Origin of the sequence: Roseibium sp. (genome assembly GCF_965232425.1) — a bacterium.
Lineage (GTDB): Bacteria > Pseudomonadota > Alphaproteobacteria > Rhizobiales > Stappiaceae > Roseibium.
In genome coordinates this window covers 5508458-5534944 of record NZ_OZ246971.1, presented here as the reverse complement: position 1 = coordinate 5534944, position 26487 = coordinate 5508458, and the positions used below count along the sequence as shown (strand labels likewise).

Here is a 26487-nt window from a genome sequence, read left to right as displayed (position 1 = left end):
CACCCTGAGAGGAGAACGGCATGAAACTGATCAAGACAACGGCGACGCTTTGCTTTCTGGCACTTGCCACCATTCCGGCGTCGGCCGAGTCGGCGCTCAACGACATTCTCAACGGCGGGGTTCTCAAGGTCGGCACGACCGGGGACTGGAACCCCATGACGATGAAGGACGTCGCGAACAACACCTATACCGGTTACGACATCGACGTCATGACCGAGCTGGCAAAGGACCTCAATGTCGAAGTCGAGTTCGTTCCGACCGACTGGAAAACACTGGTCAGCGGTGTCACGGCAGGCAAGTATCACATCACCGGTTCCGCGTCCGTGTCTCCGGCAAGGGCCAAGGCTGCCGGCTATTCGACCTCGTATTTCTCGCTGGCAACCGTTCCGCTCATCTTGGAAACGAACGCGGACAAGTTCAAGGACTGGGGAGACCTCAACAAGAGCGACGTGACCGTTGCAGCAACGCTCGGGACCACGCAGGAGAAGCAGGTCAAGGATTTCTTCCCCGACGCGACGCACCAGATCGTCGAAGCCCCGGCCCGTGATTTTCAGGAAGTGCTGGCAGGGCGCGCCGACGCGCATATCACGTCCAATGTCGAGGCACTCAAGCTCGTTGAAAAATACCCGCAGATGATGATCGTGCCGGTGAGCGCACCGAAGGCGCCGACACCCATTGCCATGCTGCTGCCGCAGGACGACCAGGTGTGGATCAACTACGTCAACACCTGGATCGCGCTGAAGACGGAGCGGGGGTTCTTCGACGCCCTCGGCAAGAAGTGGCGGCTCAAGGAGTGACGCTTGTACGCCTGTAAACTGGGAGCAGGGGGCGTTCGAACCGGGATGCCCCGTGCGGCCACATGCTGAAGCTCTACGCCGTCCCCGTGAGCCTCTACTGCGCCAAACTGCGCATCGTGCTCCGCCACAAGCAACTGGAATGGGAAGAACTCCCGCCTCCAGGGGGCTACGGGTCACAGGCGTACAAGGACCTCGTTCCGGGCGGCAGCCTGCCGGCTCTCGACCATGACGGGCACCTGTTCAGCGATTCGGAGGCGATCGCCGAATATCTCAATGAACTGCAGCCCGAACCGGACATGCTGCCGGGCGGCAAGCTCGAACGCGCCAGGATCCGCGAACGGTCGCGGTTTCACGACACCCGGCTTGAACCGGCTTTGCGCGCACTCTTTCCGATGATCGGCCGCAATCCGGGCGCTGAGGCGGTTTCTGAAAAATGGAGCGCCCTGGCGGAGAGGCTCGAACAGATGGAACCACTGCTCCCGCAGGCCACGCCGCACCTCACGCTTGCCGATTGCGGCATGCCGGTCACCTGCCTTTGGATCGGTGAACTTGCGCGGCACTTTCAGGCCCCTTCCATAATGAGCGCCCGCATGCAGGGCTATCTTGAGGGCCTGAATGCGCACGGCGCCGTAGCCGGTGAACTTGCGCAATACGCACCGCGCCTGAAGACATGGATGGCCTCCAGATGAGACTTGATCTGTGCAGCTGGCTCGAGGTGGACGCCTATCTTCAGCGAAATACGACGGTCATTTTGCCCACCGGTTCGACCGAACAGCATGGTCCAATGGGACTGATCGGCACGGATGCGCTGTGCGCCGAGACCGTTGCCCGGCTTGCGGGCGAGCGCACCGGAACACTCGTCACCCCAACGCTCGCCTATACGCCGGCACCGTTCAACACGGCGTTTCCCGGAACAATCTCTGTCTCGGCGGAGACATTCAGGAATGTTGTCGCCGAGATCATGACGTGCCTCTATGGACAGGGATTTCGCCGGATCTATGTGCTGAACGGCCACGGCGCGAACCTGGAGCCGATCCGCCAGGCCGCCTTAGGGGTCGAAGCAGCCGAAGACCGGGAATTCCGGTTGCGCTCGTGGTGGGAGTTCGAGGCCGTCGGAAAACTCAGGACCGAACTCTATGGCGATTGGGAGGGCATGCATGCAACGCCCTCGGAAGTCGCCATCACCCAGGCAACCCATCGCATTCTGCCGCCCGGAACGGCAACCGAACCGCCCCGAAAACTGTCGGCGGACTTCATCAGGAGCCACGCAGGAGACCGGCACGGCCCACCCGACGAACACCGCCGCGATTTCCCGGACGGGCGCGTCGGCTCACATTCCGCCCTCGCAAGACCTGAACACGGCACGGCCCTGCTCGAGGCGGCGGTTGATGGCATGACCGGAGATTTGCAGGAGTGGCTGGGGAACCTGGATTCGAACCAGGACTAACGGAGTCAGAGTCCGCGGGTCTACCGTTAACCTATTCCCCAATCGGCCCGTCGGTGCGGGCGTCGGTTTCAGCAGCGTGTCGAGGATGTCTCGTGGGCTGTTGAATGTGCCGCATATACATCCATCGCAATCGCGATTTCAAGTGTCGTTTTCGACTTTTTTGTGAAATCGGAAAACGATTGCACCGGCAAGGTGCAAGATTTTGAGACAGAAAGCTTTTCCAGCGCCGGGCAACCTGATACAGTTTTGGCAACGACACATTGGCCACGGCAGACGCTGGCAAAACAGCTGGAACCGGTTGGCCTGAAAGGTAAAATCGTGACTGAGTCAGGTCAGGAACCGCCCGGAATCGGGCGACGTGCCGCTGACGCGTCCGGGGAAAACGGAACTCGATCCGAGTTCAGCGGGCCAAACCGCCGGCGGCGCAAGCGCCGGTCCGGTCAGGGTCCGAAAGGCGGAGCGGCAGCCGAAGACAGGCAAGTTGCGTCGCCAGGTGACGGGGCCGATAAAGGCCAGCCTCGTCACGTTTCCGGACACGTCGATCATACGCACTCCGCGCAGGATGGCGGTCCACCTGCGCAAGGCGAAGGTGCGAAGCGCCGCAAGAAGCGGCGGCGGGGGCGGGCGGACGCAGAGCGACGCGCCGGAACGCTCCATCATGCGCCCTCCGAACATCCGCAGAATTCGGACGCTGTCACCAGTCCAAAGGGCAAGAAAGCCGCAAACAGGCGCGGCAGACGCCGCTGGCAAGCGTCCAAAAACGCGAAGAACGGGCACGCTCCGCATCCGGAGCCCAAGGCCGGGCAGCCTGCCAGCGGCGAGGAGCGGGCGCACAACCAGGTCGCGCAGGCACGCAACGCGGACAAGAGGGTTCCGGAGGAACGGAACCCGCGCACGCCGCCGCCCCAACATGCTGCCCGCGCCAATCCGACAAAAGGGCCCGCGGCACGTCGCGGCAGAAACGGCGCCAACAGGTCACCGCTCTACGCGGCGCTTGATCTTGGCACCAACAATTGCCGCCTGCTGATCGCGCGCCCTGAAGACCGCGGCTTTCGTGTGGTCGATGCCTATTCCCGCATTGTCCGGCTGGGCGAGGGGGTCGGATCCAACAAGCGGCTCAGTTCCGCAGCCATGGACCGCGCCATCGATGCACTTGCCAATTGCCACCGGAAGCTCGCCGACCGCGGTGTCCTGAGATCGCGTCTGATTGCCACCGAAGCCTGCCGGGCAGCCGAAAATGGCACGGACTTCATCGATCGCGTCAAGTCTGAGACCGGTCTCGCGCTGGAAGTCGTCAACCGGGAAACCGAAGCTCGTCTTGCGGTTGCCGGATGTGCGTCTCTTGTCGACCATGACGCGGACGGGGTCATCCTGTTTGATATCGGCGGCGGGTCCTCGGAAATCGTCTGGCTCGATCTTCGCAACCGGTGCGGCGCGCGGGGTTACGCGCTGACGCGCTTCATCCGGTCCTGGATCTCGCTGCCCGTCGGAGTCGTCAATCTCGCCGAACGGCACGGCGGCGTTCATGTGACACCCGATATCTTCGAAGCCATGGTCGATGATGCCGCGGATCATCTGTCCGCTTTCAGTCTTGCAGACACCCTTTCCGAAGCCATCACCTCCGGCCGGGTCCACATGCTTGGAACGTCCGGAACCGTGACCACGCTTGCCGGCGTACATCTCGGCTTGCGCCGCTATGACAGGCGCAAGGTCGACGGCACCTGGCTGGAAGATGGCGACGTTTCGAAGATGATTGATCAGCTGCGCGACATGCCGTATGAGGCGCGCGTTGAAAACCCCTGTATCGGCGCGGACCGGGCGGATCTCGTTCTGGCCGGGTGTGCGATCCTGGAAGCGATCAGGCGCCGATGGAGCTGTTCGCGCCTGCGCGTCGCCGACAGGGGACTGCGCGAGGGCATCCTGACCGAACTGATGGCGGCGGACGGTGTCTGGTCGCATCGTTCCCCCCGCAAGCGCCAGGACAGACGGCGCTGGAAGGACTGATTATGAGCCGTTCGAAGAAGGGATCCGGCGACCGTGGCCTGCACGTGAAGGTCAAGACTGCAGCCGGCCGGAGGGAATCGTCGACCCGCTGGCTCGAACGACAGTTGAACGATCCCTACGTGCGCCGTGCGAAGGCGGACGGGTACCGGTCAAGGGCCGCCTACAAACTCATCGAGATCGACGACAAGCACAAACTTCTGAAACCGGGATATCGGGTCGTCGATCTTGGCTGCGCGCCGGGCGGCTGGTGCCAGGTTGCAGTCGAGCGCGTGCAATCGAGTATCGAAGCGCCAAAGGTCGTGGGCATCGACTACCTGGACATGGACCATGTGCGCGGCGCGATCTTCCTGAAGAAGGACTTTCTCGACGACGACGCGCCCGCGGCCCTGATGGAGGCCCTCGGAGGCCACAGGCCCGATGTCGTGCTGTCGGACATGGCGGCGCCCACCACCGGTCACAAGCAGACGGACCATCTGCGAACGACCCATCTGTTCGAGATCGCGATCGACTTTGCGCGGCGAAACCTCGTGCCGGGAGGATCGTTTCTGGCCAAGGTTTTCAGGGGCGGAACGGAAAACGCCTTGCTGCAGGAACTCAAACGGGAATTCAAGACTGTTGCGCATTTGAAACCGCCGGCAAGCCGCAAGGAAAGTCCGGAGCTCTATGTGATCGCGAAGGGGTTCCGCGGGAGCAGCCTGGATTCGTCAGACTGATCGTACGCGAACGGATCGTTAAAGGAAGGCGCTGAATGCATCACATCAAGAAATTCTCGCAGGCCCTTGAAAAATCGTGGAGCGATCAGTCCAGCACGCTCTGGACAGCTGAAAATCCAGCGGCGGGACAGTGCGGCGTCACCGCGCTCATTGCCAGCGATCAGCTGGGTGCCGAGATTCTCAAGACACGCTACGGCTCGATCTGGCACTTTTACAATCGAATTGATGGCAAGCGTTACGATTTTACGCAAAGCCAGTTCGACGCACCGATTGTGTATGACGACGTGCCGTCGACACGTGACGAAGCGTTTGGCGACACCAACGCGCGCCAATACGCCTACCTGAGCGATGCGGTGAAACAGGCGCTGGCGCAAGAAAAGGCCGATTGAAAAACACAGGGAGGGAATTCCACTTTGCATTCTGTCACCTGCATGTTATTCACCCGCGCCAACTTCTCCGGCACAGCCGAAGCGACTCGCCAGACGCAGTCTTCCCGATCGGGACTGCGTCTCTAGCTATTTTACAAGGGGAACTGGCCATGGCATCCTTTTTTGTCCCGTCGACCGGACAACAGGCACTGACATTTGATGACGTGCTGCTGATACCCGGCCACTCGGAAGTTCTGCCAGGCGAGGTGGACCTGAAAACAAAGGTCACACGTGAGCTGGAACTGAACATCCCGATCCTGTCGTCTGCCATGGACACGGTCACGGAAGGTCGGCTTGCAATCGCCATGGCGCAGGCGGGTGGGATCGGTGTTATTCACCGCAACCTGACCCTCGACCAGCAGGCCGAGGAAGTCCGGATGGTCAAGAAGTTCGAATCCGGCATGGTCGTCAATCCGCTGGTCATCGGCCCCGATGCAACGCTGCAGGACGCCCTGGACCTGATGAAAAGGTTTGGCATCTCCGGTGTTCCGGTTGTCGAGAACGGCGGAACGGGCGGACAGGCGGCAGGCAAGCTGGTTGGCATCCTGACCAACCGCGATGTCCGCTTCGCCTCCGACAACCAGCAGAAGATCCGTGAACTGATGACGAGCGAAAATCTCGTGACGGTGAGCGACAACGTCAGCCAGGACGAGGCAAAGCGTCTCCTGCACCAGAACAGGATCGAAAAGCTCCTGGTCGTGGATGATGCGCGCAACTGCATCGGCCTGATCACCGTCAAGGACATGGAAAAGGCGCAGCTGAACCCCAACGCCTCGAAGGATGCGCAGGGAAGGCTGCGCGTTGCCGCCGCCACGAGCGTCGGCGAGGAAGGCTTTGCGAGGGCCGAGAGACTGGTCGACGCAGGCGTCGACATGGTGGTTGTCGACACCGCGCACGGTCATTCGCAGAAGGTCCTCGACATGGTCGGCCGTGTGAAGAAACTGTCTAATTCGGTTCAGGTTCTTGCCGGCAACGTTGCCACATCCGAAGCGACAAAGGCACTGATCGATGCCGGGGCGGACGCCGTGAAGGTGGGGATCGGTCCGGGATCGATCTGCACGACGCGCATCGTCGCCGGTGTGGGTGTGCCGCAGCTCACCGCCATCATGGAATCCGTCAACGTGGCGGACAAACAGGGCGTGCCGGTGGTCGCCGATGGCGGCATCAAGTATTCGGGCGATCTCGCCAAGGCAATTGCGGCCGGTGCCGCCTCGGTCATGGTGGGCTCACTCTTGGCCGGAACCGAAGAAAGCCCCGGCGAAGTCTATCTCCACCAGGGCAGGTCCTATAAGTCCTATCGCGGCATGGGATCGGTGGGCGCCATGGCGCGCGGGTCGGCGGATCGTTACTTTCAGGCCGAGGTGCGTGACAGCCTGAAACTTGTTCCCGAAGGCATTGAGGGCCAGGTGCCCTACAAGGGCGCCCTCGGCAGTGTTTTGCATCAGCTTGCCGGCGGTTTGCGCGCCGCGATGGGATATGTCGGCGGACGCGACATCCTGGACTTCCAGGAAAAGGCCCGGTTCGTGCAGATTTCCGGCGCGGGCCTGAGAGAAAGCCACGCCCACGATGTCACCATCACGCGTGAAAGCCCGAACTATCCATCCAGCGTTTGAGTTTGATTTTCCGGTCGTGCGAACGAAGCCGGACAGGGACCAAGGGTCGACATGAAAGACGGCGGACGCCTCGCGGCTGCAATAGAAGTTCTGACCGAGGTGGAGAACCGTCACAGACCGGTTCAGGCCTCATTGAAGGATTGGGGCACCTCGCACCGCTTTGCCGGGTCGGGCGATCGAACCGCGATCGGCAATCTCGTCTTTGACGCCATGCGCAAAAGGGCGTCGCTCGCCGCTGTGATGAAAGACATGTCTCCACGGGCTGCCGTTCTGGCAACCTATGTGCTGACCTGGGAAAAGGGGCTCGAGGCTCTGCAGGAGGCTCTCGAGCAGGACCGGCATGCACCGGACCCGCTGACAACCGCCGAGACGGCGAACCTGACGGAAGCAGGTGCCGACATGCCCCCCTGGCAGCAGGCGGACATTCCCGAGTGGCTTTGGCCTGAATTTGAAAACCTTTTCGGCAACGATGCGGTAACGGAGGGAAGGGCGCTCGCCACCCGCGCGCCCATCGACCTTCGCGTCAACACGTTGAAAGCGGACAAGGACAAGGTTCTGAAACGCATTGCCCATACTGGAGCCGTGGCAACGAAACTGTCGCCGCACGGCGCACGCATTGCTGCGAAACCGGGAGCTGGCCGCCTCCCGCATGTACAGGCGGAAGAAGGCTATCAGAAGGGCTGGTTCGAACTGCAGGATGAGGCCAGTCAGCTGGCCGCGGGCATGGCTCTGGCCGCGCCCGGCGAACAGGTTCTCGACTATTGCGCCGGCGGTGGAGGAAAAACCCTGGCTTTGGCGGCGGCCATGCAGAACAAGGGGCAGCTTTATGCGTTTGACGCGGACCGCCTGCGGCTGGCACCGATCCATGAGCGGCTGAAACGGGCGGGCGTTCGCAACATTCAGGTGAGAGACCCGGCATCGTCCACGCTTGAGGATCTGAAAGGCCAGATGAACCTCGTGTTCATAGATGCGCCCTGCACGGGAACCGGCGTCTGGCGGCGCCGTCCGGACTCCAAATGGCGGTTGACCGAAAAGGCCCTGTCAGACCGGTTGGAGGACCAGCGCACGGTGCTACAGCGCGCGCGTGAATATGTCAGGCCTGGCGGCCGGCTGGCCTACGTGACCTGTTCGCTTCTCCGGCAGGAGAACCAGTTTCAGGTCGACTGGTTCCTGGAAGAAAATGACGACTTTGAGCTCGTTTCGCTGAATGAAACCTGGCGCGAAATGTTTCCGGCACACCCTCTTCCCAAATATGCCACCCCCCGCGGGGAGCTGCTGTTCACGCCCGCTTCGACCGACACGGACGGGTTCTTTGTGGCGTTGCTGAAGCGCAGGTCCTGAAAGGCTTCAGCGTCGGGACCGGCCGATCATCTTCAACTCAGGTGCGGTCACGCCGCTGCAGACCAAGAACTGTCGGAGCAGGCCCGTTGCCGGGGCCACTCGCGTCTGTTTCCTCTGTTCGCACGGGAGCAGGCATTTCTTCGCGATGCGCATCGCCAGACTGGGTTGGCGTATCTGTCCGATGCGGTTCGTTCAGAGTATTGACGTCCGGGCGCCCGTTTGGGGTCAAAGCCCGCGCGGGCTGGTCCTCGCGGGGGGATCCGGACAATCGTGAATCGGAAATAAGCTCCTGGGCGGTTTCCCGGACGCGTGGATCAAGCCCGTTGCCTGCGGCCAGTCCCGTCAGCACCGACCTTGCTTCTTCGGGGTGTTTCAAGGCGGCCAGCGCCGCGCCGATTGCATTGAGCGGTTCCTGCGCCTGCCGGCCCGCGTCATGAGCCTTCATGGCATAGTCGAGCGCGCGCGCATGTTCGCCGAGTTTGCGGTTCAGGACACTGAGCCGCACAAGGCAGGATTGGGACGCAGGTGCGAGTTTGAGCGCAGCGTCCGCAGCCAGCAGCGCATCCTGCAAGTCACCTTTCCCGGCAAGGGCATCGGAGAGCAGTTCCAGCGCAAGCGGATCCGTCGGAGCGAGTTCGTTTGCCTTGATGGTGTACTCGATCACTTCGTCATAACGTTTGCGCCGGAGCAACACGTCCGAGAGGCCCAGCAATGCGCCGGTTTGCGACGGGTCCGTCTTCAGTGCCTTTCTGTACGTCGCGATCGCCGCAGCGCCGTTTCCCGTTTTTGCCTGTGTTTCCGCCTGTAGTGTCAGGACGGCCGGGGAATGGGGCATAAGGACCGTGAGCCTCTCGACGCTTTCCAGCGCCGCGTCTGCCCGCCCTTCCTTCAGGCAGACCGTGGCAAAGCCGAAGAGTGCGTTGCGGTTGTCGGCAGAACGGTCCAGCACATCCTGAAAATTCTGGGCCGCATTTTCCAGATCGCCTAGAAGCAGCTGACAGTTTCCAAGGCTCGCGCGCGCGTCGAGATTATCGGGTTCCGTGAACACGATACGCCGCAGTTGCGATTGCGCTTCTTCCAGATATCCAGCCTGAAGAAGCGCGGCGGCGGTGCGATACGCGATTTCCGTGTCCTGGGGAGACATCTCCTGAGCCCGCAGATAAGACACCAGCGCCTTGTCGAGTTCACCGGACTTCTCCAGTGCAAGGCCTTCTTCGAATGCTGATCGTGCATTTGCGGTCATTTGAGTTCCGGGCTGTCAGAGATTCGGTTCTTGTCTGACTTCAAGAAACCGTTTTCAGTAAGAATGCCGAGCTTAGTTGACCGACGTTGCGAGGGTCAAAACGGAAATTCCTCCGTACACAGGCTTGTCGCCGCGCACAACGCGCAGCGGAAGGCAAGCCTTCCCCTCGGGGCTTTGATTCTGCCCGGCTCGAAAATGTGGTGAGACAGGCATTTTGCCGACGAATCCGGGTTCTCATTCCAAAAAAGACCGGTTAGAAGCTGGCCATGACCCATCATGACCGCCTCCTCATCATCGATTTCGGCTCCCAGGTCACGCAGCTGATCGCCCGGCGCCTTCGCGAGCTGAACGTTTACTGCGAAATTCACCCGTTTCAGAATGTGACCGATGCATTTCTGGCGGAGTTCAGGCCGAAGGCGGTCATCTTCTCCGGAGGCCCATCCTCGGTCTTTGCGGACGGCGCTCCGATGCCTCCGGAAAGCGTTTTCAATTTGGGCATACCCATCCTGGGGATCTGCTACGGCCAGCAGGTGATGATGCACTGTCTCGGCGGCAAGGTCGAAAGAGGGCATGGCACCGCCGAATTCGGACGTGCCTACGTGACGCCCGCCGACGCGCGCTTGTCCCTGCTTGACGGCTGGTTCAACGAGGACAGGGAACAGGTCTGGATGAGCCATGGCGACCATGTCAGCGAAATTGCGCCGGGTTTCGATGTCTACGGCACATCCCCGAACGCGCCGTTCGCTGTCACGGCCGACACCGACAGGAACTTCTTCGCGGTTCAGTTCCATCCCGAAGTTCATCACACGCCGAACGGCAAGAAGCTCTACGAAAACTTTGTCCGCATTGCCGGTTTCGAAGGCGACTGGACCATGGGCGCCTATCGCGATGACGCGATCGCGAAGATCCGGGAGCAGGTCGGCGACAAGAAGGTCATTTGCGGCCTGTCAGGTGGTGTCGACAGTTCAGTCGCCGCGGTGCTGATCCACGAGGCCATCGGCGATCAGCTGACTTGCGTCTTCGTCGATCACGGCCTCCTACGCCTGAACGAAGCAAGCGAAGTGGTCACGATGTTCCGTGACAACTACAACATTCCGCTGATCCACGCCGATGAATCCGACCTGTTCCTGAATGCGCTGGACGGCGTGTCCGACCCGGAACAGAAACGCAAGACGATCGGCAAGCTGTTCATCGACGTGTTTCAGAAATACGCCAACGAGATCGAGGGCGCGGAATTCCTTGCGCAGGGAACACTTTATCCGGACGTGATTGAAAGCGTGAGCTTCTCGGGCGGCCCGTCCGTGACCATCAAGTCCCACCACAATGTCGGCGGTTTGCCGGAAAAAATGGGCCTCAAGCTCGTCGAACCGCTGCGCGAACTGTTCAAGGACGAGGTGAGGGAACTTGGCCGGGAACTCGGCCTGCCGGACAGCTTCATCGGTCGTCATCCGTTCCCGGGCCCGGGCCTTGCGATCCGCTGCCCGGGAGAGATCACTCGGGACAAGCTGGAGATCCTGCGCAAGGCCGACGCGGTTTACATCGACCAGATCCGCAAGCACGGTCTCTACGACGAGATCTGGCAGGCATTTGTCGCCATTCTTCCGGTCCGCACCGTGGGCGTCATGGGAGACTATCGCACCTACGACTACGCATGCGCCCTCAGGGCCGTGACATCCGTGGATGGCATGACGGCGGATTATTATCCCTTCACGCACGAATTTCTCGGTGAAACCGCAACCCGCATCATCAACGAGGTGCAGGGCATCAACAGGGTCACCTACGATATCACGTCCAAACCTCCCGGCACGATCGAGTGGGAGTAGCTAGAATAGACTAAAGCGCTGTTTTTATAGATATTTTTAGTTAGCAAGTCGTTAGAAAATTCGAAAGCCAACGAAATGTCAGAAGCCTACGTGAAGACATTCAAGCGCGACTACGTTCGCGGGAACCCGCTGCCTGATGCCGAAACCGTATTGTCATTGATTGGGCACTGGATCGAAGATTATAACCAAAACCATCCTCACAGTGGTCTGAAATGGAAATCCCCTCGCGAGTTCATCAAGGCCAAAATAAAAACCGCTTAGGCGTCCGGTGAAACGGGGGCCAGATCAACAGCCTATCAAAGCCATTTCCATTAGGAGCTTAGTTAAAGCACTCAAATTAGTTGATTTGATTGATGAGGCAGAGACTAATGGCGCAAAGGTGAATAGCTATGCGTTGGCAAAGCAAGTTGAGATAGAAGTTGAGCAACGCAACACTTAAGAACAGTGGCATGTTGCTTACAAGCTTAGCGTGGTGTCTGGTGCTGTTAGTAGGAAGAAAATAGTGACTGTTGACGCCGTAAAATCAGTAGTCGATGGAGTCTTTCCGAGTTAGGTCTCTATAAAATTAGACTTTTGTTCGCTTAGTGAACCAAGTGAACCGAGTGAACCAAGTGAACCAAGTGAACCAATCATCGCCTTACAAGTCATCCTATCGAGCTGAAATTGATGGTCTGAGAGCATTTGCTGTCTTATCCGTTGTAGCCTTTCACGCCTTTCCTAGTTGGCTAAAAGGTGGGTTCATAGGCGTTGATGTCTTCTTCGTAATTAGTGGATTTCTAATAACTAGTCATATCTTTGAAAACTTAGATAAAGGGCAATTTAGCTTCACTGACTTTTTTGGCCGCCGTATCAGACGAATTTTTCCAGCCCTTATCCTAGTAATGGCGTGCTCGTTGGCATTTGGTTGGTTTGCTTTATTAGCGGATGAATTTGCTCAACTCGGTAAGCACGTTGCGAGTGGTGCTGCGTTCATTATCAATTTTGTTTTGGTCGATGAGAGTGGTTATTTCGATAATGCCGCAGAAACCAAGCCAATGCTTCATTTATGGAGCTTAGCTGTTGAGGAGCAATTCTATATCGTTTGGCCATTGGTGCTTTGGCTTGCTTGGAAGCTTAAGTTTAATTTGCTTACGATTACAATCTTTGTGGCTGCGGTTTCATTTTATTTGAATCTGAGTTTTGTTAAGTCACATCCGACAGAAACCTTTTTTTGGCCCATGGGACGTTTTTGGGAGCTGTTAAGTGGAAGTATTCTAGCTTGGCTTCTGTTGTATAAGTCGGACCCGCTTAGCCGATTTAAGCTATGGGTTGATAAGTTCGTAGTTAGAATTATCTCTTCCAATGAAGTTGAAGCCGATGGCTCCGCCACATCTAATCTGATGTCTTTCTTCGGATTACTATTTTTGGCTTATGGCGTAATCCGCATTAATGAAAGCCTTTCATTTCCTTCAGAATGGGCTCTAATTCCAGTTTTAGGCGCTGTATTAATAATAGCTAGTGGCTCTAAGGCTTGGTTGAACCGAATATTTTTAATGAATCCAATCGCTGTTTGGTTTGGATTGATTAGTTATCCATTGTATTTGTGGCATTGGCCGATTTTATCGTTCCTTCAGATTGTCGAAGGAGAAATGCCACATAGAGATGCTCGAATCCTTGCTGTTCTGCTTTCTGTTCTGTTAGCTTGGCTTACTTATAAATACATAGAAAAGCCAATTAGGTTTGGCTCAGCAAAGCGAAAAATAAGTGCCGCGCTTATTGCTATAGTACTTTTTTCTTTAGGGGGAGTTGGATACTTAGTCAGCGTAACTGATTTTTCAAAGAAGCACGGCTATGAAAGCTTACTAATAAAGAGAAAAGGGTTCGAATATGCAATTGGCAACTCCCTAAAATGGTTTGAAGGAAAGGATCAATGGTACTTTTTAGGGAATGCTTATGACAATACGGTTGAAAAGCTCGTTCTTTCTGAAGCTCCATCAACTTCATATGTTCAAAATAAGCAAGCAAGTCTCTTATTGAAAGAAATTTCCAGCGTAGCCTCTACTTTGGGTGTTGATGTGAGTCTTTTAGTGGGACCCAATAAGTCCACGATCTACTCAGAGTTTTTACCAGATGTGGTTGAGCCATCAGAGAAAAGGTATGTAGACTTCTTTTTAGATGACCTTAGAAAGACACCTGATCTAGTTATATATGACCCTAGCAGCGACCTTATTGAGGCTAAAAGTAATGGCGATATGCTTTATTTTAAAGCTGGTACGCACTGGAATAATAAGGGTGCATATCTATCGTTTGTTGGCTTGTTAAAGCATTTGAACATTGAATACCCTGAAGTGTCATTTAAGTTGGATGCTTTAAATCTTGGAGATGTCGAAGTTGGACTTTCAGAATGGGCCAAAAACAAGCAGTTTATTCGCCCAACTAATGAAAATTGGACTTTTTCGTTTTTAGATAATGCTTATGAGATTGAAGAAGTTGAGTTTTCGGACAAAGAGGCAGAAACCTCATTTGGGCAACAAAAAATTGTATTCAACAACAACCCGATAAGCGAGAAGAGGGTATGGGTTGTGGGTGACTCCTTTACCAACCGATTGCGACCGTTTTTAGAGCGAACTTTCGCTGAAGTAACTTACATTGGCCACGTCAATGTCAAACTTAAAGAGTTATCCAAAATGTTAGTAGACAGCCAACAGAAACCGGATTTGTTGCTGATAGTAAAAGTGGAAAGGGCTTTTTAAGACCAAGTGGAAGGTCTCAATCGCCTCTTCCCTAACGCAGTGATACTATTGAATTTCAATAGTTACCTTCGTACGCACAAACGAAGGGAGAAGTTAGAAAGTGGTTTTAGATGCTATATAAATCAGTGTGTTATACCATTGCCACGATTGAGTGGGAGTGAAGACGCGCTGCGCCTGGATCACTGAAGGGCCATGAGCAGGCAGTCCAGGCGATCTCACGGGAATTGGTCATGAGACGCTCATTGGATCTGACCCCGAATTGCGAAAACTGCGCGGCCCTTTGCTGCGTCGTCTTTGCTTTCGACAAGTCGGATTCATTCGGGATCGACAAGGCTGCCTGCGAGGTTTGCCCCAATCTGGATGAACGGGACCGCTGCCGCATCTTCGAAAAACGGCAGGACCTCGGTTTTGGCGGCTGCATCACGTATGACTGCCACGGCGCCGGTCAGCGGGTGACACACGAAATCTTCAACGGCAACCACTGGCGTAACGATCCGGCGCTCAAGGAGCGAATGGGGGCGGCCTTGTCCGTGCTGCGCCGAATTCATGAACTGCTGGTGCTGCTTTCGTCGACAAGGCGCCTGCCGCTATCGGACGAGGAAAGCCGGACGCTCGACAGGCTTGAAGACATTCTCAACCCCGATGCCGAGTGGACCGAAGAGACGCTGGCGGTGTTCCCGCTTGCCGACGTCACGCATGAGGCAAATGCGTTTCTCCGGTCTCTGAAACATCACGCCGGGGCGTTGACTGGGGAGCGGCCTCCCTCATGAGTCCTTACCCTATCGCGCGCACCTGATGCAGAAGGCGGCGGCCGGGTCGACTTCCAGCCGCTTTTCGGCAATCTCCTCGCCGCATTCGACACATTCCCCGTATTCACCTGCATCCAGACGATGAAGGGCAGCGGAGATCTTCTGGATATCGGCTCGCCTTTGTCTTTCCGATGCCTGGGCCATGGCCTGACCCTGCAGGGCATCCATGCGCGACAGTCGCCCGACCGACTGCTGATCGAGCGTGACCGGTGCGCGTGCCTCCTCAGAGATATCGCTATAAGCCTCCAACTCGGTCTTCATCGCCGTGAGTTTTTCTCGAACAAGGTCTTCATCCAGCGGCATGGCGTTCCTCCATGCCACAGAATGGAGAATTCGGGCCAGGGCCGCAAGCAACCGCGTGCTCCGGCTTCATGAATGCGGATGACACACTCGTGACTTTGTGCCGCAAACCGTAATTTGCAAGTATTGCTCCGACCTGCGTGGGAGTTCAGAAATGCGTTTTCGAGGAATGAGTGTGATTGGTGCTCCGCTGCTTCTTGCGGCGTTGCTTGTCACCCCGGCGAAAGCCGATGACGTGGAAATTGTCGAGGCAAGCGCGCGCCAGTCCGGCAGCACCTGGACCTTTTCCGTGACGCTAAAGCATGGCGACACGGGCTGGGACCACTATGCCGACCTGTGGCAGGTCTTTGCCCCAGACGGAAAACTCCTGGGAGAACGTGTTCTGCTGCACCCGCATGTAGAAGAACAGCCGTTTACGCGGTCGTTGTCAGGCGTCGCGATACCGGACGGCATCGACGAGGTGGTCATCCGCGCAAGGGACAGCGTGCATGGGGTTGCCGACCAGGAATACCGGCTCGTCCTGCCGCGCTAGGGTACGGACCCATAAATGAGACTGAAATGGCATGCGAAATGGCGAGATCCCGTTAGGAAGGGTGCGCGGAGCGGGCTTCCTGCCCGGTCAAGCACGCTGACGCCACGGGGTGAAGCCATTTCCATGTCCTTCGGATTTGACCGGATTGCGCCTCCTCCGCGTCGCGGAAGGCTCGAAAATGAACCACATTTCCTGCGCTTCCGCTCCTTGAGGGGAAACAATCCGCCTCAAACCCTTTCGGCCTCATTTATGGGTCCGCACCCTAACGCGCCATGAGCGCCAGAACGCCGTCAGCGACGAACTGGACCGACAGGGCGGCAAGGAGCACGCCCAGAAGGCGTGTAATCACCAGCTGCGCGGTCTCGCCAAGCAGCCGTTCCAGCCGATCTGCGAGCAGGAACGCGCCGAGGCAGCTCAGCAGGATGACGGCAATCACGCCGCCAAGGCCCGCATAGGCGACCGTATCGGGGGCCTGGCTGGAAAGCAGAATGATCGCCGAGATCGTCGCCGGTCCGGAGATCAGCGGAATCGCCAGCGGGAAAATGGCAACTTCGTTGACTGTCCCGTGATGCCCCTGGGATTCGACGGCTTTCTCCGCGGTTTCCGCCTTCCGCTCCTGTCTCTTGCCGAACACCATCTCGATCGCAATCAGGAACAGGAGAATGCCGCCGGCCACACGGAACGCGGAAACGGAAATGCCGAGAACGTTCAGCACCGTCTGTCCCGAGGCATAGAAAATCAGCAAGATGCCGGCCGCCGTCGCGGTTGAGCGGATTGCAACTCTCCGCCTGTCGGCCGCGCTCATTCCGGCGGTCACGGCAAGGAACATCGGAGCAAGACCGACAGGGTCGATCGTCACGAAAAGCATGGCAAACGCGTTGATGAAATAGTCCAGCATTCGTGGCATCCGATGCAGAATTGTGAGTGTGGATTCGGCCTTGTTACATGGGATTTGACATCACTTCGAGTGGCTGCGCGAAAATGATTTTTCCGGCCTGTGAATATGCTTCGCAACGCATTGAATAAACACAAGAAAAGCCGACGGGAAAAGTGACCCGAAATTTGGACCGCAACCTTGAATCGGATATAAAAGACGCAGCAATAACAATGAAGTGAGATCTTCCTTGTCCGACCAGGATAACAACACCCCATCGGACGGTCTGCCGTCCGATATCAAACCGGTCTCCATCGTCGATGAAATGAAGAGCAGCTACATCGAATATGCGATGAGCGTCATCGTTTCGCGTGCGCTGCCCGACGTCCGAGACGGACTGAAACCGGTACACCGGCGTATTCTCTATTCGATGCACGAAAACGGCTACGAGTGGAACAAGCCTTACCGCAAGTCCGCACGTGTTGTCGGCGACGTCATCGGTAAATATCACCCGCACGGCGACAGCGCGATTTATGAAGCGCTCGTGCGCATGGCGCAGGACTTTTCGCTGCGGCTGCCCCTGATCGACGGACAGGGCAATTTCGGGTCGATCGACGGCGACCCTGCGGCGGCAATGAGGTATACCGAATGCCGGCTGGAAAAGGTTGCCCACAAGCTCCTGGATGACATCGACAAGGACACGGTCGACTTTCAGGAAAACTACGACAACTCCGAAACCGAGCCGGTCGTTCTTCCCGCGAAATTCCCGAACCTCCTTGTCAACGGTGCCGGCGGGATCGCCGTCGGTATGGCGACGAACATTCCGCCGCACAATCTAGGCGAAGTGATCGACGCGGCGATCGCCATCATGGAAAACCCCGCCATGACGCTCGCCGAACTGATGGAAATCGTCCCGGGTCCCGACTTTCCGACAGCAGGCATCATTCTCGGACGTTCCGGCATTCGGAATGCCTATGAAACCGGCCGCGGCTCGATCGCGATGCGGGCAAAGGTCGATATCGAGGAGGTCCGCAAAGACCGGAACGCGCTGATTGTCACCGAGATCCCCTATCAGGTGAACAAGTCGACGATGATCGAAAAGATCGCCGAGCTTGTGCGCGACAAGCGCGTCGAGGGCATTTCAGACATTCGCGACGAGAGTGACCGCTCCGGCATGCGCGTCGTCATCGAACTGAAGCGCGACGCGGTGCCCGACGTTGTCCTGAACCAGCTTTACCGGTTCAGCCAGTTGCAGACCTCGTTCGGTGCCAACATTGTTGCGCTCAACGGCGGCAAGCCGGAGCAGATGAACCTCTCCGACATGCTCAAGGCCTTCGTGGCCTTCCGTGAGGAAGTCGTCGGGCGGAGGACACGGTATCTTCTGAAAAAGGCGCGGGACAGGGCCCATATCCTGGTCGGCCTGGGGATCGCCGTCGCCAACATCGACGAAGTCATCCACCTGATCCGCACAGCTCCGGACCCGGCAACGGCCCGCGCCCAGCTGATGGAAAGAGACTGGCCGGCCCATGACGTCGAGCCGCTTATCAGGCTGATCGACGATCCGCGGCACCAGGTTCGCGAGGACGGGACCTACAAGCTCTCCGAGGAACAGGCGCGAGCGATCCTCGACCTACGGCTGCAGCGCCTGACCGCTCTCGGCAGGGACGAGATCGACGAGGAACTGAAGAAGATCGGTGCCGAGATTTCCGAATATCTGGATATTTTGCGTTCGCGCGCGCGCATCCAGGAGATCGTTCGCAACGAGATGCTGGAAATCAAGGAAGAGTTCGCAACGCCGCGTCGAACGGAAATCGTCGAAGGGGGCGCCGACTTTGACGACGAGGACCTGATCCAGCGCGAGGACATGGTGGTTACCGTGTCCCATGGCGGCTACATCAAGCGTGTTCCGCTCGCCACCTACAGGGCACAACGGCGCGGCGGCAAGGGCCGGTCCGGCATGGCCACCAAGGACGAGGATTTTGTCACCCGTCTGTTTGTCGCCAATACGCACACGCCGGTGCTTTTCTTCTCCTCCAGGGGGATCTGCTACAAGATGAAGGTCTGGCGTCTGCCGCTCGGCGGACCGACCTCGCGCGGCAAGGCCCTGGTCAACATGCTGCCGCTTGAACAGGGCGAGCAGATAACCTCCATTCTGCCTTTGCCGGAAGACGAGGAGAGCTGGGCAAATCTGGACGTGATGTTCGCGACGATACGCGGAACGGTCCGCCGCAACAAGCTCTCGGACTTCGTCAACATCAACCGCAATGGCAAGATTGCCATGAAGCTGGAAGAGGGCGACGGCATTGTCGGTGTCGACACGTGCTCCGAGCACGACGACGTGATGCTGACAACCAATTCCGGCCAGTGCATCCGCTTTCCGGTCACCGACGTCCGGGTCTTCGCGGGCAGGAACTCGGTCGGTGTGCGCGGTATCCGCCTGGCGGACGCCGATCGCGTCATCTCCATGCAGATCCTTCATCACATCGATGTCGACGCCGAGGAACGCGCGGCCTATCTGAAGCTGTCCCGCGCCATGCGCGGTGAAGCCGACGAAAACGGCAACGGGGCGGACGAAGAAGGCGTTGTTGCCGGGGACCTGCCTCAGGAGCGCTACGCCCAGATGAGCGCAGCGGAACAGATCATCCTGACGGTTTCCGAGAACGGTTACGGCAAGAGAACGTCGTCGTTCGAATACCGGGTCACCGGAAGAGGCGGCAAGGGCATCACGGCCATGGCGGTAAACGAGCGCAACGGCGGCCTCATTGCCTCTTTCCCTGTTGAGGACAGCCACCAGATCATGCTGGTAACGGATGGCGGTCAGTTGATCCGCTGTCCAGTGGATGGCATCCGCATCGCCGGTCGTGCCACCCAGGGCGTAATTGTGTTCAAGACGGCCTCGGAAGAAAAGGTCGTTGCCGTTGAGGGCATTTCGGAGGTTGACGACGACGAATTCTCCGAGGATGCCGACGAAGCGGACGCGGAAGGCGGAGACGGTGCATCACCTGACGGCGAAAGCGGTTCTGGGGATAACGGCTCTGGAGAGGGCGAGGAAGGCGGAAGCCCCGAAAGCTGATCGCACAAACCATGCGCTCAAACGACAACAGCGGCCAGGGTGGAACCTGCGCCGCTGTTTGCCGTTCGGGGAGAAAACTGGGAGGTAGGTAAACTCAGTTCGTGGCCGGGTAACGCGCCAGGATGGTCTGGTTCGCGGTCGGTGCCTTCTGTTCAACGGTGACGAAAGACACGTTGCGGACCTTCGAAGCACCGGTCAGAGACGCTGCACATTCCTCGCTCCACGCGCCCCATGCCTGGGAACTGCAGGTTTCGGATACCGGGGAAGCGGCAATGCGGTCGGTCTTGGTTGCGGACAGACCCTGTGTTGCCAGGCTCGTCAGGTTTTCGGCCTGAGAAGCATTGCTCGGATGCAGGCTCATCATGCCCGCGGCGACCATCGTCAGCAATGCAAGTGCAAACACCGCTGCCATCTTGAAATGAACAGATACGTCCGCTGCCTTGCCCTGGAATGTAAACGGTGCGCCCGTCTTGCTTGAAACGGTTGCGCTTTGTGTAACGTAGCTCCTCATCGTCCTGGCTCCTGCTCACGCCTTGTTTGTGATGAAGCCACCTTGGACCATGGAGGAAAAGTCTGATGTGACGGCGATCACAAAATGTGCCCAAATTGGAAAAATGCCGATTTTGAGGGTTTTTCTTGTGAGGTGCCGGTTGGCGGAGTATGCAGTGGGCCATGACACGTATCGCGCTTTACCCGGGTTCCTTCGACCCCGTCACCAATGGCCATATGGACATTTTGCGTCAGTCGCTTGCCCTGGCCGACAAGGTCGTCGTTGCCATCGGCATCCATCCTGGAAAAAAGCCCCTGTTTTCCTTTGACGAACGACAGGAACTGATCCACGCCTCTGCGCAGGCTGAATTCTCCAAGGAAGAGGCCGAACGCATTGATGTGATTTCCTTTTCCGACCTGGTCGTCAACACGGCGAGGGAGCAGGGGGCGACCTGCCTGGTTCGCGGATTGCGGGACGGCACCGATCTGGATTACGAAATGCAAATGGCCGGCATGAACGGCACCCTTGCGCCGAACATAAGGACGGTTTTCCTGCCGGCATCTCCTTCGGTGCGCCACATCACCGCCACCTTGGTCAGGCAAATCGCGAAGATGGGCGGTGAAATTTCCGAATTTGTGCCTGAACCGGTTGCGTCACCGCTTCGCCGCGTTTCGCGTCCACAAGGCTGATGCCAATTTCCCTGATCTGAACTTTAGGAGCTTCCTGTGTCACGACTACTTGCAGTTTTCGCCGTTCTGGCGTCGATCGCCTTTCTCCCCGCCTTGGCAAATGCCCAGGTCAAGGATCCTGAAAACACGCTCTTTCTGGACCTCAAGGACGGTCGTGTCACCATTCAGCTGCGCCCCGACCTGGCTCCGCAACACGTCGAACGCATCAAGAAACTCACCCGTGAAGGGTTTTACGACGGTGTCGTTTTTCACCGCGTGATCGACAACTTCATGGCGCAGACCGGAGATCCGACCGGCACCGGCCGTGGTGGTTCCAACGAACCGGACCTTGCAGCCGAATTCAACAGCGCACCTTTCCGCAGAGGCACGCTCGGCATGGCCCGTGCAGCCAGCCCGAACAGCGCCAATTCCCAGTTCTTCATCATGTTCAACGACGGCGACTGGCTGAACGGCAAATACACGGTCTTCGGTGAAGTCGTTGACGGAATGCAATTTATCGACAATATCACGCGCGGCGAACCGCCTGCGAATCCGGACAAGATCGTCAAGATGCAAGTCGCCGCAGACGCGCAATAAATCAGAACAAGCCCCGATCTAGAGACCCAAGGAGTCAGACATGGCTGAAATCAAGGATGCCGAAAATACCCTTCTCATGGAAACGAGCCAGGGACCGATCGTCATCGAAATGAAACCCGACCTTGCGCCCGGACACGTTTCCAGGATCAAGGAGCTTGTGCGCGAGGGGTTTTACGACGGCATCGTTTTCCATCGGGTCATCGATGGTTTCATGGCCCAGACCGGCTGCCCGCAGGGAACCGGAACCGGCGGCTCGGGCCAGAAACTGAAGGCCGAGTTCAGCAACCACAAGCACGTCCGCGGCACCTGCTCCATGGCGCGCGCGATGGACCCGAACTCTGGCGACAGCCAGTTCTTCATCTGCTTTACGGACGCTCCCTGGCTCGACGGTCAGTACACCGTCTGGGGCGAAGTGGTCGAAGGCATGGATAACGTCGACAAGATCAAGCGCGGCGAACCGGTCGTCGATCCGGACAACATCGTATCTTTGAAAGTCGCGGCCGACGCTTCCTGATCGGCGCAGATGACACCCATTCGACAGCGCGGACACCTCGTCTGCGCTGTTTTGTTTTGAGTGCTGCTCCCGGCGGTTGACCTTGCCCTGCCACGGCGATAAGAGCGCCGGAACGGCTGAGACCCTGACGGCATCGCCTGATCAACGCAGCAAACACAGGATTGACCTGAACGCCATGCGCGTCGACGACTTCGACTTCGAGCTTCCAAACGAACGCATTGCCTTGCGCCCTGCAAAGCCTCGCGACGCCGCGCGTATGCTCGTGGTTCGTCCCGGCGAACGCACTGTTTTCTCGGATATGGGTGTCCGGGACCTGCCGATGCTTCTGGAGCCGGGCGACGCTTTGGTATTCAACGACACGAAAGTCATTCCCGCCCAGCTCGAAGGCCGGCGCTTGAGAGGCGATGTTTCGGCGGGCATCAGCGTAACCTTGCATATGCGCTGCGCCCCTGATCAATGGCGCGCCTTTGCCCGCCCTGCGAAAAAGCTGCAGATTGATGACGTCGTCGAATTTGAAAGGGCAGGGGCAAGACTGTCGGCAAGGGTCGCGGAAAAGTCCGAAACGGGCGAAATCCTGTTGTGTTTCGAGGCCGCCGGGCCGGAGCTGGATGCCGCGATTGCCTCCGTCGGCCACGTTCCTCTTCCGCCCTATATCGCGCAAAAGCGCGCGGAAGATGCGCAGGACAAACAGGATTACCAGACCATTTTCGCCGCGAGGGACGGGGCCGTCGCCGCACCGACCGCCGGTCTGCACTTCACGCCTCAACTGCTGGAAGCGCTGTCGGAGCGCGGAATTGAGCAGTATATCGTGACGCTCCATGTCGGCGCGGGAACATTCCTTCCCGTCAAGGCGGACGATACGGACGATCACAAGATGCACGCCGAATGGGGCGAGGTGTCTGAAAAGACGGCAGCAGCCCTTCGCGAGGTCAAGGCGCGCGCCAACAGGGTCGTGAGCGTTGGAACGACGTCGCTCAGGATCCTCGAAAGTGCCGCGCAAGCCGATGGGTCGATCCAGCCGTTTGCGGATGAAACGTCGATCTTCATTACGCCCGGCTACGAGTTCAAGGCAATCGACGCCCTGATGACCAACTTCCATTTGCCGCGCTCGACGCTGTTCATGCTGGTGTCGGCATTGTCCGGACTGGATACGATGCGGGCCGCCTATGCGCATGCGATCGCGAGCGAATACAGGTTCTACAGCTACGGGGATTCGTCACTCCTTTTTCCCGCAAAACGGAGCGAGACCGATCGCGATGTCTGAGCAGAAAAAAATGTTCGATTTCAAACTTCTGGCAACAGATGGCACGGCCCGGCGCGGTGAGATAACGACACCGCACGGCACCGTGAACACGCCTGCCTTCATGCCGGTGGGTACGCAAGGCACGGTCAAGGCAATGTACCCGGGCCAGGTCCGCGAAACAGGCGCCGATGTGGTTCTCGGAAACACCTACCACTTGATGCTGCGCCCGACCGCCGAAAGGGTCCACGCCCTCGGCGGGCTGCACACGTTCATGAACTGGCCGCACACGATCCTGACCGATAGTGGCGGCTTTCAGGTAATGTCGCTCGCTCAACTGCGCAAGCTTGACGAGGAAGGCGTACGGTTTCAGAGCCATATCGACGGCCGCAAGTATCACCTGACACCGGAGCGGTCGGTCGAGATCCAGGGCCTGCTCGGATCCGACATCCAGATGCAACTCGATGAATGCATCCGGCTTCCGAGCCCGAGGGAAGAAGTGCAACGGGCGATGGAACTGTCCCTGCGATGGGCGGAACGCTCACGCAAACAGTTTGAAGCGATGCAAGGGCCGCAGAAGGGACAGGGGCTTTACGGGATCGTGCAAGGCGGTGATCAGCCGGACCTGCGCATCCGCTCGGCGGAAGAACTTGGAAGACTCCCCTTCGAAGGCTACTCGGTTGGTGGCCTGGCGGTCGGAGAACCGCAGGACGTGATGCTGGCCATGCTGGACATCACCGCGCCCGTGATGCCTGCCGACAAACCACGCTACCTCATGGGAGTGGGAACGCCCGACGACCTGCTGGAAAGTGTCAAACGCGGGATCGACCAGTTCGACTGCGTCATGCCCACGCGCGCCGGTCGTCACGGACTGGCCTATACGAGATTCGGCAAGGTCAACCTGAAAAACGCAAGGCATCAGGACGACCCGCGCCCGCTTGATGAAGCAAGCGACTGCCCGGCTGCAAACACCTACAGCCGCGCTTATCTTCATCATCTTGTACGCGCGGGAGAAGGCCTGGCGGGCATGTTGCTGACGTGGAACAACATCGCCTACTACCAGCAGCTCATGAAAGGCATGCGCGACGCCATAGAAGAAGGCCGGTTTGCCGACTTCTACGCCGAAACGAAGGAGAACTGGGCGCGTGGAGACATCGCGCCCGTTTGATCATTGCTGACGAGGCAAGCCGCTGTCAGGCAGCAAAACCGTCGGACTTGGTCAGGTAGCATCCGGAAATCCGCCAGGACCCGTCTTCCTGCTGCTCGAAGCTGTAAAGGGCGAGCCAGTTCTTGCCCTTTGGACCGACGACATAGACCTCCTGTGTCGGACCGAGTTTGGTCATCTTCGATTGACCAAACGTCACACTTTGCGGTCGGTAGACCGGTTGATATCCCTGCTTGACCATCTGCATGAAAATTTCTGGGCTCTGAAATTTCTGCTGCAGGGAATTCGTGGCAAACGAGAACGCCGCCTGCGCATTGCCGGCGGCAAATGCGCTCATCTGATCCTTGATGATACCCTGAAAGGCGCTGGTATCAAGGGTTTCCTCCGCTGCCGCGGACCCCGCCATAAGCATTCCGGCAACACTCAAGCCCGCCAGGGATTTCAGGAAATTGAAACGCACCATGGTCGTTGTCTCCTTTGCTGGATCATGACCAAGTATACGGTGCATTCGACCAAGCGGATCGCGTGACCCTGGTGCTGTCCACTGCCGAAACGACAGAAAAACGCACTACAGTCACAGCAAGGCTACATGCTCTAGCGGGGTTGTTTGCGGAAAAAGTCACCTGATGGGTGAATAAAACCAATAAAATCAATGATGAATGCCACCGAACAAAGCACCCGCTATGGTCTATTGGCGCATTATGACTGGAATAGACGGCCGCTTATTCTTTCCGCCGCTCAATCGGTTGCGCGCCGACTTGAACGCAAAAAGCCTGTAAGAAATACGGATCAGCCAAAAGGCAACAGACCAGAGGACAAAAAAAGCCGGTTCACCCTGCGAACCGGCTTCATTCTTGCGCGGGTCTGGTCCGGAGCCGGACCGGAGAAGTCTACTCAGCAGCGACTTGGCGCTGCCCCTGGAGAACGTCTCTCATGAAGGGGACCAGATCATCCGCGAGTTTCGGATCGTCCATTCCAAAGGCGACATTGGCGCTTAGGAAGCCGAACTTGCTACCGCAGTCATAGCTCCGTCCCTCGAATTTCAGGGAGGCGAACTTCTGCTGGGACATGAGCGAAATCATGCTGTCGGTCAGCTGTATCTCGCCGCCGGCACCTTGCCCTTGCGCGGAGAGCAGATCGAAGATTTCGGGTTGAAGAATGTAACGTCCGGTGATCATCAAGTTGGACGGCGCTGTGCCCGGAGCCGGTTTCTCGACCATGTTCGAGATTTCGCTGGAAACGGAGTTGATTTGCTCGGCGAGTTCGACGATGCCGTACTGGTGTGTCTGGTCTTCCGGAATTTCCTCGACGGCGATGATGTTACCGCCGGTTTGATCATAAAGGTCAACCATTTGCCTCAGGCAGCTGACTTTCGACTTGATGATCACATCGGGAAGAAGAATTGCAAACGGTTCATCGCCGATAATGTCACGCGCGCACCAGATTGCATGGCCAAGACCGAGCGGTGCCTGCTGGCGGGTGAAGCTGGTGGACCCGGGTTGCGGCCGGTGTTTCTCGAGCAGTTCGAGCGCCTCGGTCTTGTTCCGCGCCTTCAGCGTGTCCTCAAGCTCATAGGCCATGTCGAAATGATCTTCGATGACGTGCTTGTTGCGTCCCGTAACGAATGCAATGTGCTCGATTCCGGCAGCCCGCGCCTCATCGACCACATATTGGATGATAGGCCGATCCACGATCGTCAACATTTCCTTCGGAACCGCCTTGGTGGCCGGCAAAAACCTTGTTCCGAGCCCAGCGACAGGAAGCACTGCTTTGCGAATGGGTTTGTTCATGTGGAGCCTTCTCACGCTTACTGACACTCAAAGTCGCATCAATCTGTTCATGAAAGAACAAAACAGACAATAAACTCAGGGTTCTGAGTGGGTATATATCGCATTGTAATCTCGAAGAATTGCATCGCGGTTAAATTTCTTGATCGAATCGCAATCAGGCTCATGCAGAGTCCCATGCGCTTATCGGTACCCGAAAATTGCGACATAAATATATTCGTGAAAGGCTTCGGTTAAATCGATTTAATCGACTTGAGAAATTGCAGAAAACAGACGGTTGCAGCTTTTCCAAAAGAG

Annotated in this window: 24 protein-coding genes, 1 tRNA gene and 1 pseudogene; 19 read left to right on the top strand and 7 right to left on the bottom strand. The window is 57.7% G+C overall.

What is annotated here, in order from left to right:
* Positions 1–20: 20 nt before the first annotated feature.
* From ACO08A_RS25320 to ACO08A_RS25310, 3 genes are all read left to right on the top strand, one after another.
* Positions 21–797 carry a transporter substrate-binding domain-containing protein gene (locus ACO08A_RS25320; RefSeq protein WP_422038626.1) on the top strand — a complete coding sequence of 259 codons (777 nt, stop codon included), beginning with the start codon at positions 21–23 and terminating at the stop codon, positions 795–797.
* 62 nt (positions 798–859) lie between these two features.
* On the top strand, positions 860–1486 hold the full coding sequence (locus tag ACO08A_RS25315) for a glutathione S-transferase family protein (protein ID WP_422038625.1): 627 nt from the start codon (positions 860–862) through the stop codon (positions 1484–1486).
* A complete protein-coding gene (locus tag ACO08A_RS25310; protein WP_422038624.1) occupies positions 1483–2244 on the top strand; it encodes a creatininase family protein in 762 nt (253 codons plus the stop codon). The genes ACO08A_RS25315 and ACO08A_RS25310 overlap by 4 nt, the downstream gene beginning before the upstream one ends.
* Here the strand turns inward: ACO08A_RS25310 and ACO08A_RS25305 are convergent.
* A tRNA-Gln gene (locus tag ACO08A_RS25305) sits at positions 2212–2285 on the bottom strand. The genes ACO08A_RS25310 and ACO08A_RS25305 overlap by 33 nt on opposite strands.
* Positions 2286–2562: 277 nt before the next feature.
* Here ACO08A_RS25305 and ACO08A_RS25300 point away from each other — a divergent pair.
* The 5 genes from ACO08A_RS25300 to ACO08A_RS25280 all read left to right on the top strand — a co-directional run bounded on the left by ACO08A_RS25300 (position 2563) and on the right by ACO08A_RS25280 (position 8343).
* Positions 2563–4248, top strand: a complete 1686-nt coding sequence (locus ACO08A_RS25300) for a Ppx/GppA phosphatase family protein (protein WP_422038623.1) — start codon at positions 2563–2565, stop codon at positions 4246–4248.
* A 2-nt stretch (positions 4249–4250) separates the two neighbouring features.
* A complete protein-coding gene (locus ACO08A_RS25295) occupies positions 4251–4961 on the top strand; it encodes an RlmE family RNA methyltransferase (protein ID WP_421983038.1) in 711 nt (236 codons plus the stop codon).
* Positions 4962–4996: 35 nt separating this feature from the next.
* Positions 4997–5350 (top strand): YunG family protein, encoded by a 354-nt coding sequence (locus ACO08A_RS25290; protein ID WP_422038622.1) that lies wholly within the window; start codon positions 4997–4999, stop codon positions 5348–5350.
* 149 nt (positions 5351–5499) lie between these two features.
* Positions 5500–7002, top strand: a complete 1503-nt coding sequence (guaB, locus tag ACO08A_RS25285; protein WP_422038621.1) for an IMP dehydrogenase — start codon at positions 5500–5502, stop codon at positions 7000–7002.
* Positions 7003–7053: 51 nt separating this feature from the next.
* The gene (locus ACO08A_RS25280) at positions 7054–8343 is read left to right on the top strand and encodes an RsmB/NOP family class I SAM-dependent RNA methyltransferase (RefSeq protein ID WP_422038620.1); all 1290 of its coding nucleotides are present in this window, start codon (positions 7054–7056) and stop codon (positions 8341–8343) included.
* Between the two features lie 37 nt (positions 8344–8380).
* Here ACO08A_RS25280 and ACO08A_RS25275 read toward each other — a convergent pair whose 3' ends face one another.
* Entirely contained in the window at positions 8381–9586 is a 1206-nt protein-coding gene (locus ACO08A_RS25275) for a tetratricopeptide repeat protein (protein WP_422038619.1), read from the bottom strand.
* 266 nt (positions 9587–9852) lie between these two features.
* Between ACO08A_RS25275 and guaA the strand changes: the two genes are divergently transcribed.
* The 4 genes and pseudogenes from guaA to ACO08A_RS25255 all read left to right on the top strand — a co-directional run bounded on the left by guaA (position 9853) and on the right by ACO08A_RS25255 (position 14911).
* Complete coding sequence (gene guaA / locus ACO08A_RS25270; RefSeq protein WP_422038618.1) at positions 9853–11409, top strand: glutamine-hydrolyzing GMP synthase; 1557 nt, start codon at positions 9853–9855, stop codon at positions 11407–11409.
* A 69-nt stretch (positions 11410–11478) separates the two neighbouring features.
* Positions 11479–11670 (top strand): annotated as a pseudogene (locus ACO08A_RS25265) (integrase core domain-containing protein); the annotation flags it as partial.
* 341 nt (positions 11671–12011) lie between these two features.
* Entirely contained in the window at positions 12012–14141 is a 2130-nt protein-coding gene (locus ACO08A_RS25260; protein ID WP_422038617.1) for an acyltransferase family protein, read from the top strand.
* Between the two features lie 230 nt (positions 14142–14371).
* Entirely contained in the window at positions 14372–14911 is a 540-nt protein-coding gene (locus ACO08A_RS25255) for a hypothetical protein (protein ID WP_422038616.1), read from the top strand.
* 9 nt (positions 14912–14920) lie between these two features.
* Here the strand turns inward: ACO08A_RS25255 and ACO08A_RS25250 are convergent, their stop codons facing one another.
* Entirely contained in the window at positions 14921–15253 is a 333-nt protein-coding gene (locus tag ACO08A_RS25250) for a TraR/DksA family transcriptional regulator (protein ID WP_422038615.1), read from the bottom strand.
* 151 nt (positions 15254–15404) lie between these two features.
* On the opposite strand from ACO08A_RS25250, the gene ACO08A_RS25245 reads away from it, so the two are divergent.
* Complete coding sequence (locus tag ACO08A_RS25245; protein WP_422038614.1) at positions 15405–15782, top strand: hypothetical protein; 378 nt, start codon at positions 15405–15407, stop codon at positions 15780–15782.
* A 262-nt stretch (positions 15783–16044) separates the two neighbouring features.
* Here ACO08A_RS25245 and ACO08A_RS25240 read toward each other — a convergent pair whose 3' ends face one another.
* Positions 16045–16680, bottom strand: coding sequence for a MarC family protein (locus ACO08A_RS25240; protein ID WP_422038612.1), 636 nt, complete (start codon positions 16678–16680; stop codon positions 16045–16047).
* Positions 16681–16981: 301 nt separating this feature from the next.
* On the opposite strand from ACO08A_RS25240, the gene gyrA reads away from it, so the two are divergent.
* On the top strand, positions 16982–19729 hold the full coding sequence (gene gyrA / locus ACO08A_RS25235) for a DNA gyrase subunit A (protein WP_422041810.1): 2748 nt from the start codon (positions 16982–16984) through the stop codon (positions 19727–19729).
* A gap of 94 nt (positions 19730–19823) precedes the next feature.
* Here the strand turns inward: gyrA and ACO08A_RS25230 are convergent, their stop codons facing one another.
* Positions 19824–20240 (bottom strand): phosphopantetheine adenylyltransferase, encoded by a 417-nt coding sequence (locus ACO08A_RS25230; RefSeq protein WP_422038611.1) that lies wholly within the window; start codon positions 20238–20240, stop codon positions 19824–19826.
* A 161-nt stretch (positions 20241–20401) separates the two neighbouring features.
* On the opposite strand from ACO08A_RS25230, the gene coaD reads away from it, so the two are divergent.
* The 5 genes from coaD to tgt all read left to right on the top strand — a co-directional run bounded on the left by coaD (position 20402) and on the right by tgt (position 24406).
* Positions 20402–20908 carry a pantetheine-phosphate adenylyltransferase gene (gene coaD / locus ACO08A_RS25225; protein ID WP_422038609.1) on the top strand — a complete coding sequence of 169 codons (507 nt, stop codon included), beginning with the start codon at positions 20402–20404 and terminating at the stop codon, positions 20906–20908.
* A 36-nt stretch (positions 20909–20944) separates the two neighbouring features.
* Positions 20945–21484, top strand: a complete 540-nt coding sequence (locus ACO08A_RS25220; RefSeq protein WP_422038608.1) for a peptidylprolyl isomerase — start codon at positions 20945–20947, stop codon at positions 21482–21484.
* A gap of 40 nt (positions 21485–21524) precedes the next feature.
* Entirely contained in the window at positions 21525–21998 is a 474-nt protein-coding gene (locus ACO08A_RS25215; RefSeq protein ID WP_421983052.1) for a peptidylprolyl isomerase, read from the top strand.
* 175 nt (positions 21999–22173) lie between these two features.
* Entirely contained in the window at positions 22174–23262 is a 1089-nt protein-coding gene (gene queA / locus ACO08A_RS25210) for a tRNA preQ1(34) S-adenosylmethionine ribosyltransferase-isomerase QueA (protein ID WP_422038607.1), read from the top strand.
* A 10-nt stretch (positions 23263–23272) separates the two neighbouring features.
* Positions 23273–24406, top strand: coding sequence for a tRNA guanosine(34) transglycosylase Tgt (tgt, locus tag ACO08A_RS25205; protein WP_422038606.1), 1134 nt, complete (start codon positions 23273–23275; stop codon positions 24404–24406).
* Between the two features lie 25 nt (positions 24407–24431).
* On the opposite strand, the gene ACO08A_RS25200 is transcribed toward tgt, so the two are convergent.
* Both ACO08A_RS25200 and galU read right to left on the bottom strand, forming a co-directional pair.
* Positions 24432–24866, bottom strand: a complete 435-nt coding sequence (locus tag ACO08A_RS25200) for a DUF4864 domain-containing protein (protein ID WP_422038605.1) — start codon at positions 24864–24866, stop codon at positions 24432–24434.
* A 427-nt stretch (positions 24867–25293) separates the two neighbouring features.
* Complete coding sequence (galU, locus tag ACO08A_RS25195) at positions 25294–26193, bottom strand: UTP--glucose-1-phosphate uridylyltransferase GalU (RefSeq protein WP_422038604.1); 900 nt, start codon at positions 26191–26193, stop codon at positions 25294–25296.
* Between the last annotated feature and the right edge of the window lie 294 nt (positions 26194–26487).

Bases quoted from the DNA above. Each gene is read 5' to 3' on its own strand.
- ACO08A_RS25245 (WP_422038614.1), top strand. From the start codon at position 15,405: ATGCGTTTTCGAGGAATGAGTGTGATTGGTGCTCCGCTGCTTCTTGCG.
- guaA (WP_422038618.1), top strand. From the start codon at position 9,853: ATGACCCATCATGACCGCCTCCTCATCATCGATTTCGGCTCCCAGGTC.
- galU (WP_422038604.1), bottom strand. From the start codon at position 26,193: ATGAACAAACCCATTCGCAAAGCAGTGCTTCCTGTCGCTGGGCTCGGA.
- ACO08A_RS25250 (WP_422038615.1), bottom strand. From the start codon at position 15,253: ATGCCGCTGGATGAAGACCTTGTTCGAGAAAAACTCACGGCGATGAAG.
- ACO08A_RS25280 (WP_422038620.1), top strand. From the start codon at position 7,054: ATGAAAGACGGCGGACGCCTCGCGGCTGCAATAGAAGTTCTGACCGAG.
- queA (WP_422038607.1), top strand. From the start codon at position 22,174: ATGCGCGTCGACGACTTCGACTTCGAGCTTCCAAACGAACGCATTGCC.
- ACO08A_RS25320 (WP_422038626.1), top strand. From the start codon at position 21: ATGAAACTGATCAAGACAACGGCGACGCTTTGCTTTCTGGCACTTGCC.
- ACO08A_RS25215 (WP_421983052.1), top strand. From the start codon at position 21,525: ATGGCTGAAATCAAGGATGCCGAAAATACCCTTCTCATGGAAACGAGC.
- ACO08A_RS25240 (WP_422038612.1), bottom strand. From the start codon at position 16,680: ATGCTGGACTATTTCATCAACGCGTTTGCCATGCTTTTCGTGACGATC.
- ACO08A_RS25200 (WP_422038605.1), bottom strand. From the start codon at position 24,866: ATGGTGCGTTTCAATTTCCTGAAATCCCTGGCGGGCTTGAGTGTTGCC.
- ACO08A_RS25255 (WP_422038616.1), top strand. From the start codon at position 14,372: ATGAGACGCTCATTGGATCTGACCCCGAATTGCGAAAACTGCGCGGCC.
- ACO08A_RS25290 (WP_422038622.1), top strand. From the start codon at position 4,997: ATGCATCACATCAAGAAATTCTCGCAGGCCCTTGAAAAATCGTGGAGC.
- ACO08A_RS25315 (WP_422038625.1), top strand. From the start codon at position 860: ATGCTGAAGCTCTACGCCGTCCCCGTGAGCCTCTACTGCGCCAAACTG.
- ACO08A_RS25275 (WP_422038619.1), bottom strand. From the start codon at position 9,586: ATGACCGCAAATGCACGATCAGCATTCGAAGAAGGCCTTGCACTGGAG.
- gyrA (WP_422041810.1), top strand. From the start codon at position 16,982: ATGAAGAGCAGCTACATCGAATATGCGATGAGCGTCATCGTTTCGCGT.
- tgt (WP_422038606.1), top strand. From the start codon at position 23,273: ATGTTCGATTTCAAACTTCTGGCAACAGATGGCACGGCCCGGCGCGGT.
- guaB (WP_422038621.1), top strand. From the start codon at position 5,500: ATGGCATCCTTTTTTGTCCCGTCGACCGGACAACAGGCACTGACATTT.
- ACO08A_RS25295 (WP_421983038.1), top strand. From the start codon at position 4,251: ATGAGCCGTTCGAAGAAGGGATCCGGCGACCGTGGCCTGCACGTGAAG.
- coaD (WP_422038609.1), top strand. From the start codon at position 20,402: ATGACACGTATCGCGCTTTACCCGGGTTCCTTCGACCCCGTCACCAAT.
- ACO08A_RS25230 (WP_422038611.1), bottom strand. From the start codon at position 20,240: ATGAGGAGCTACGTTACACAAAGCGCAACCGTTTCAAGCAAGACGGGC.
- ACO08A_RS25310 (WP_422038624.1), top strand. From the start codon at position 1,483: ATGAGACTTGATCTGTGCAGCTGGCTCGAGGTGGACGCCTATCTTCAG.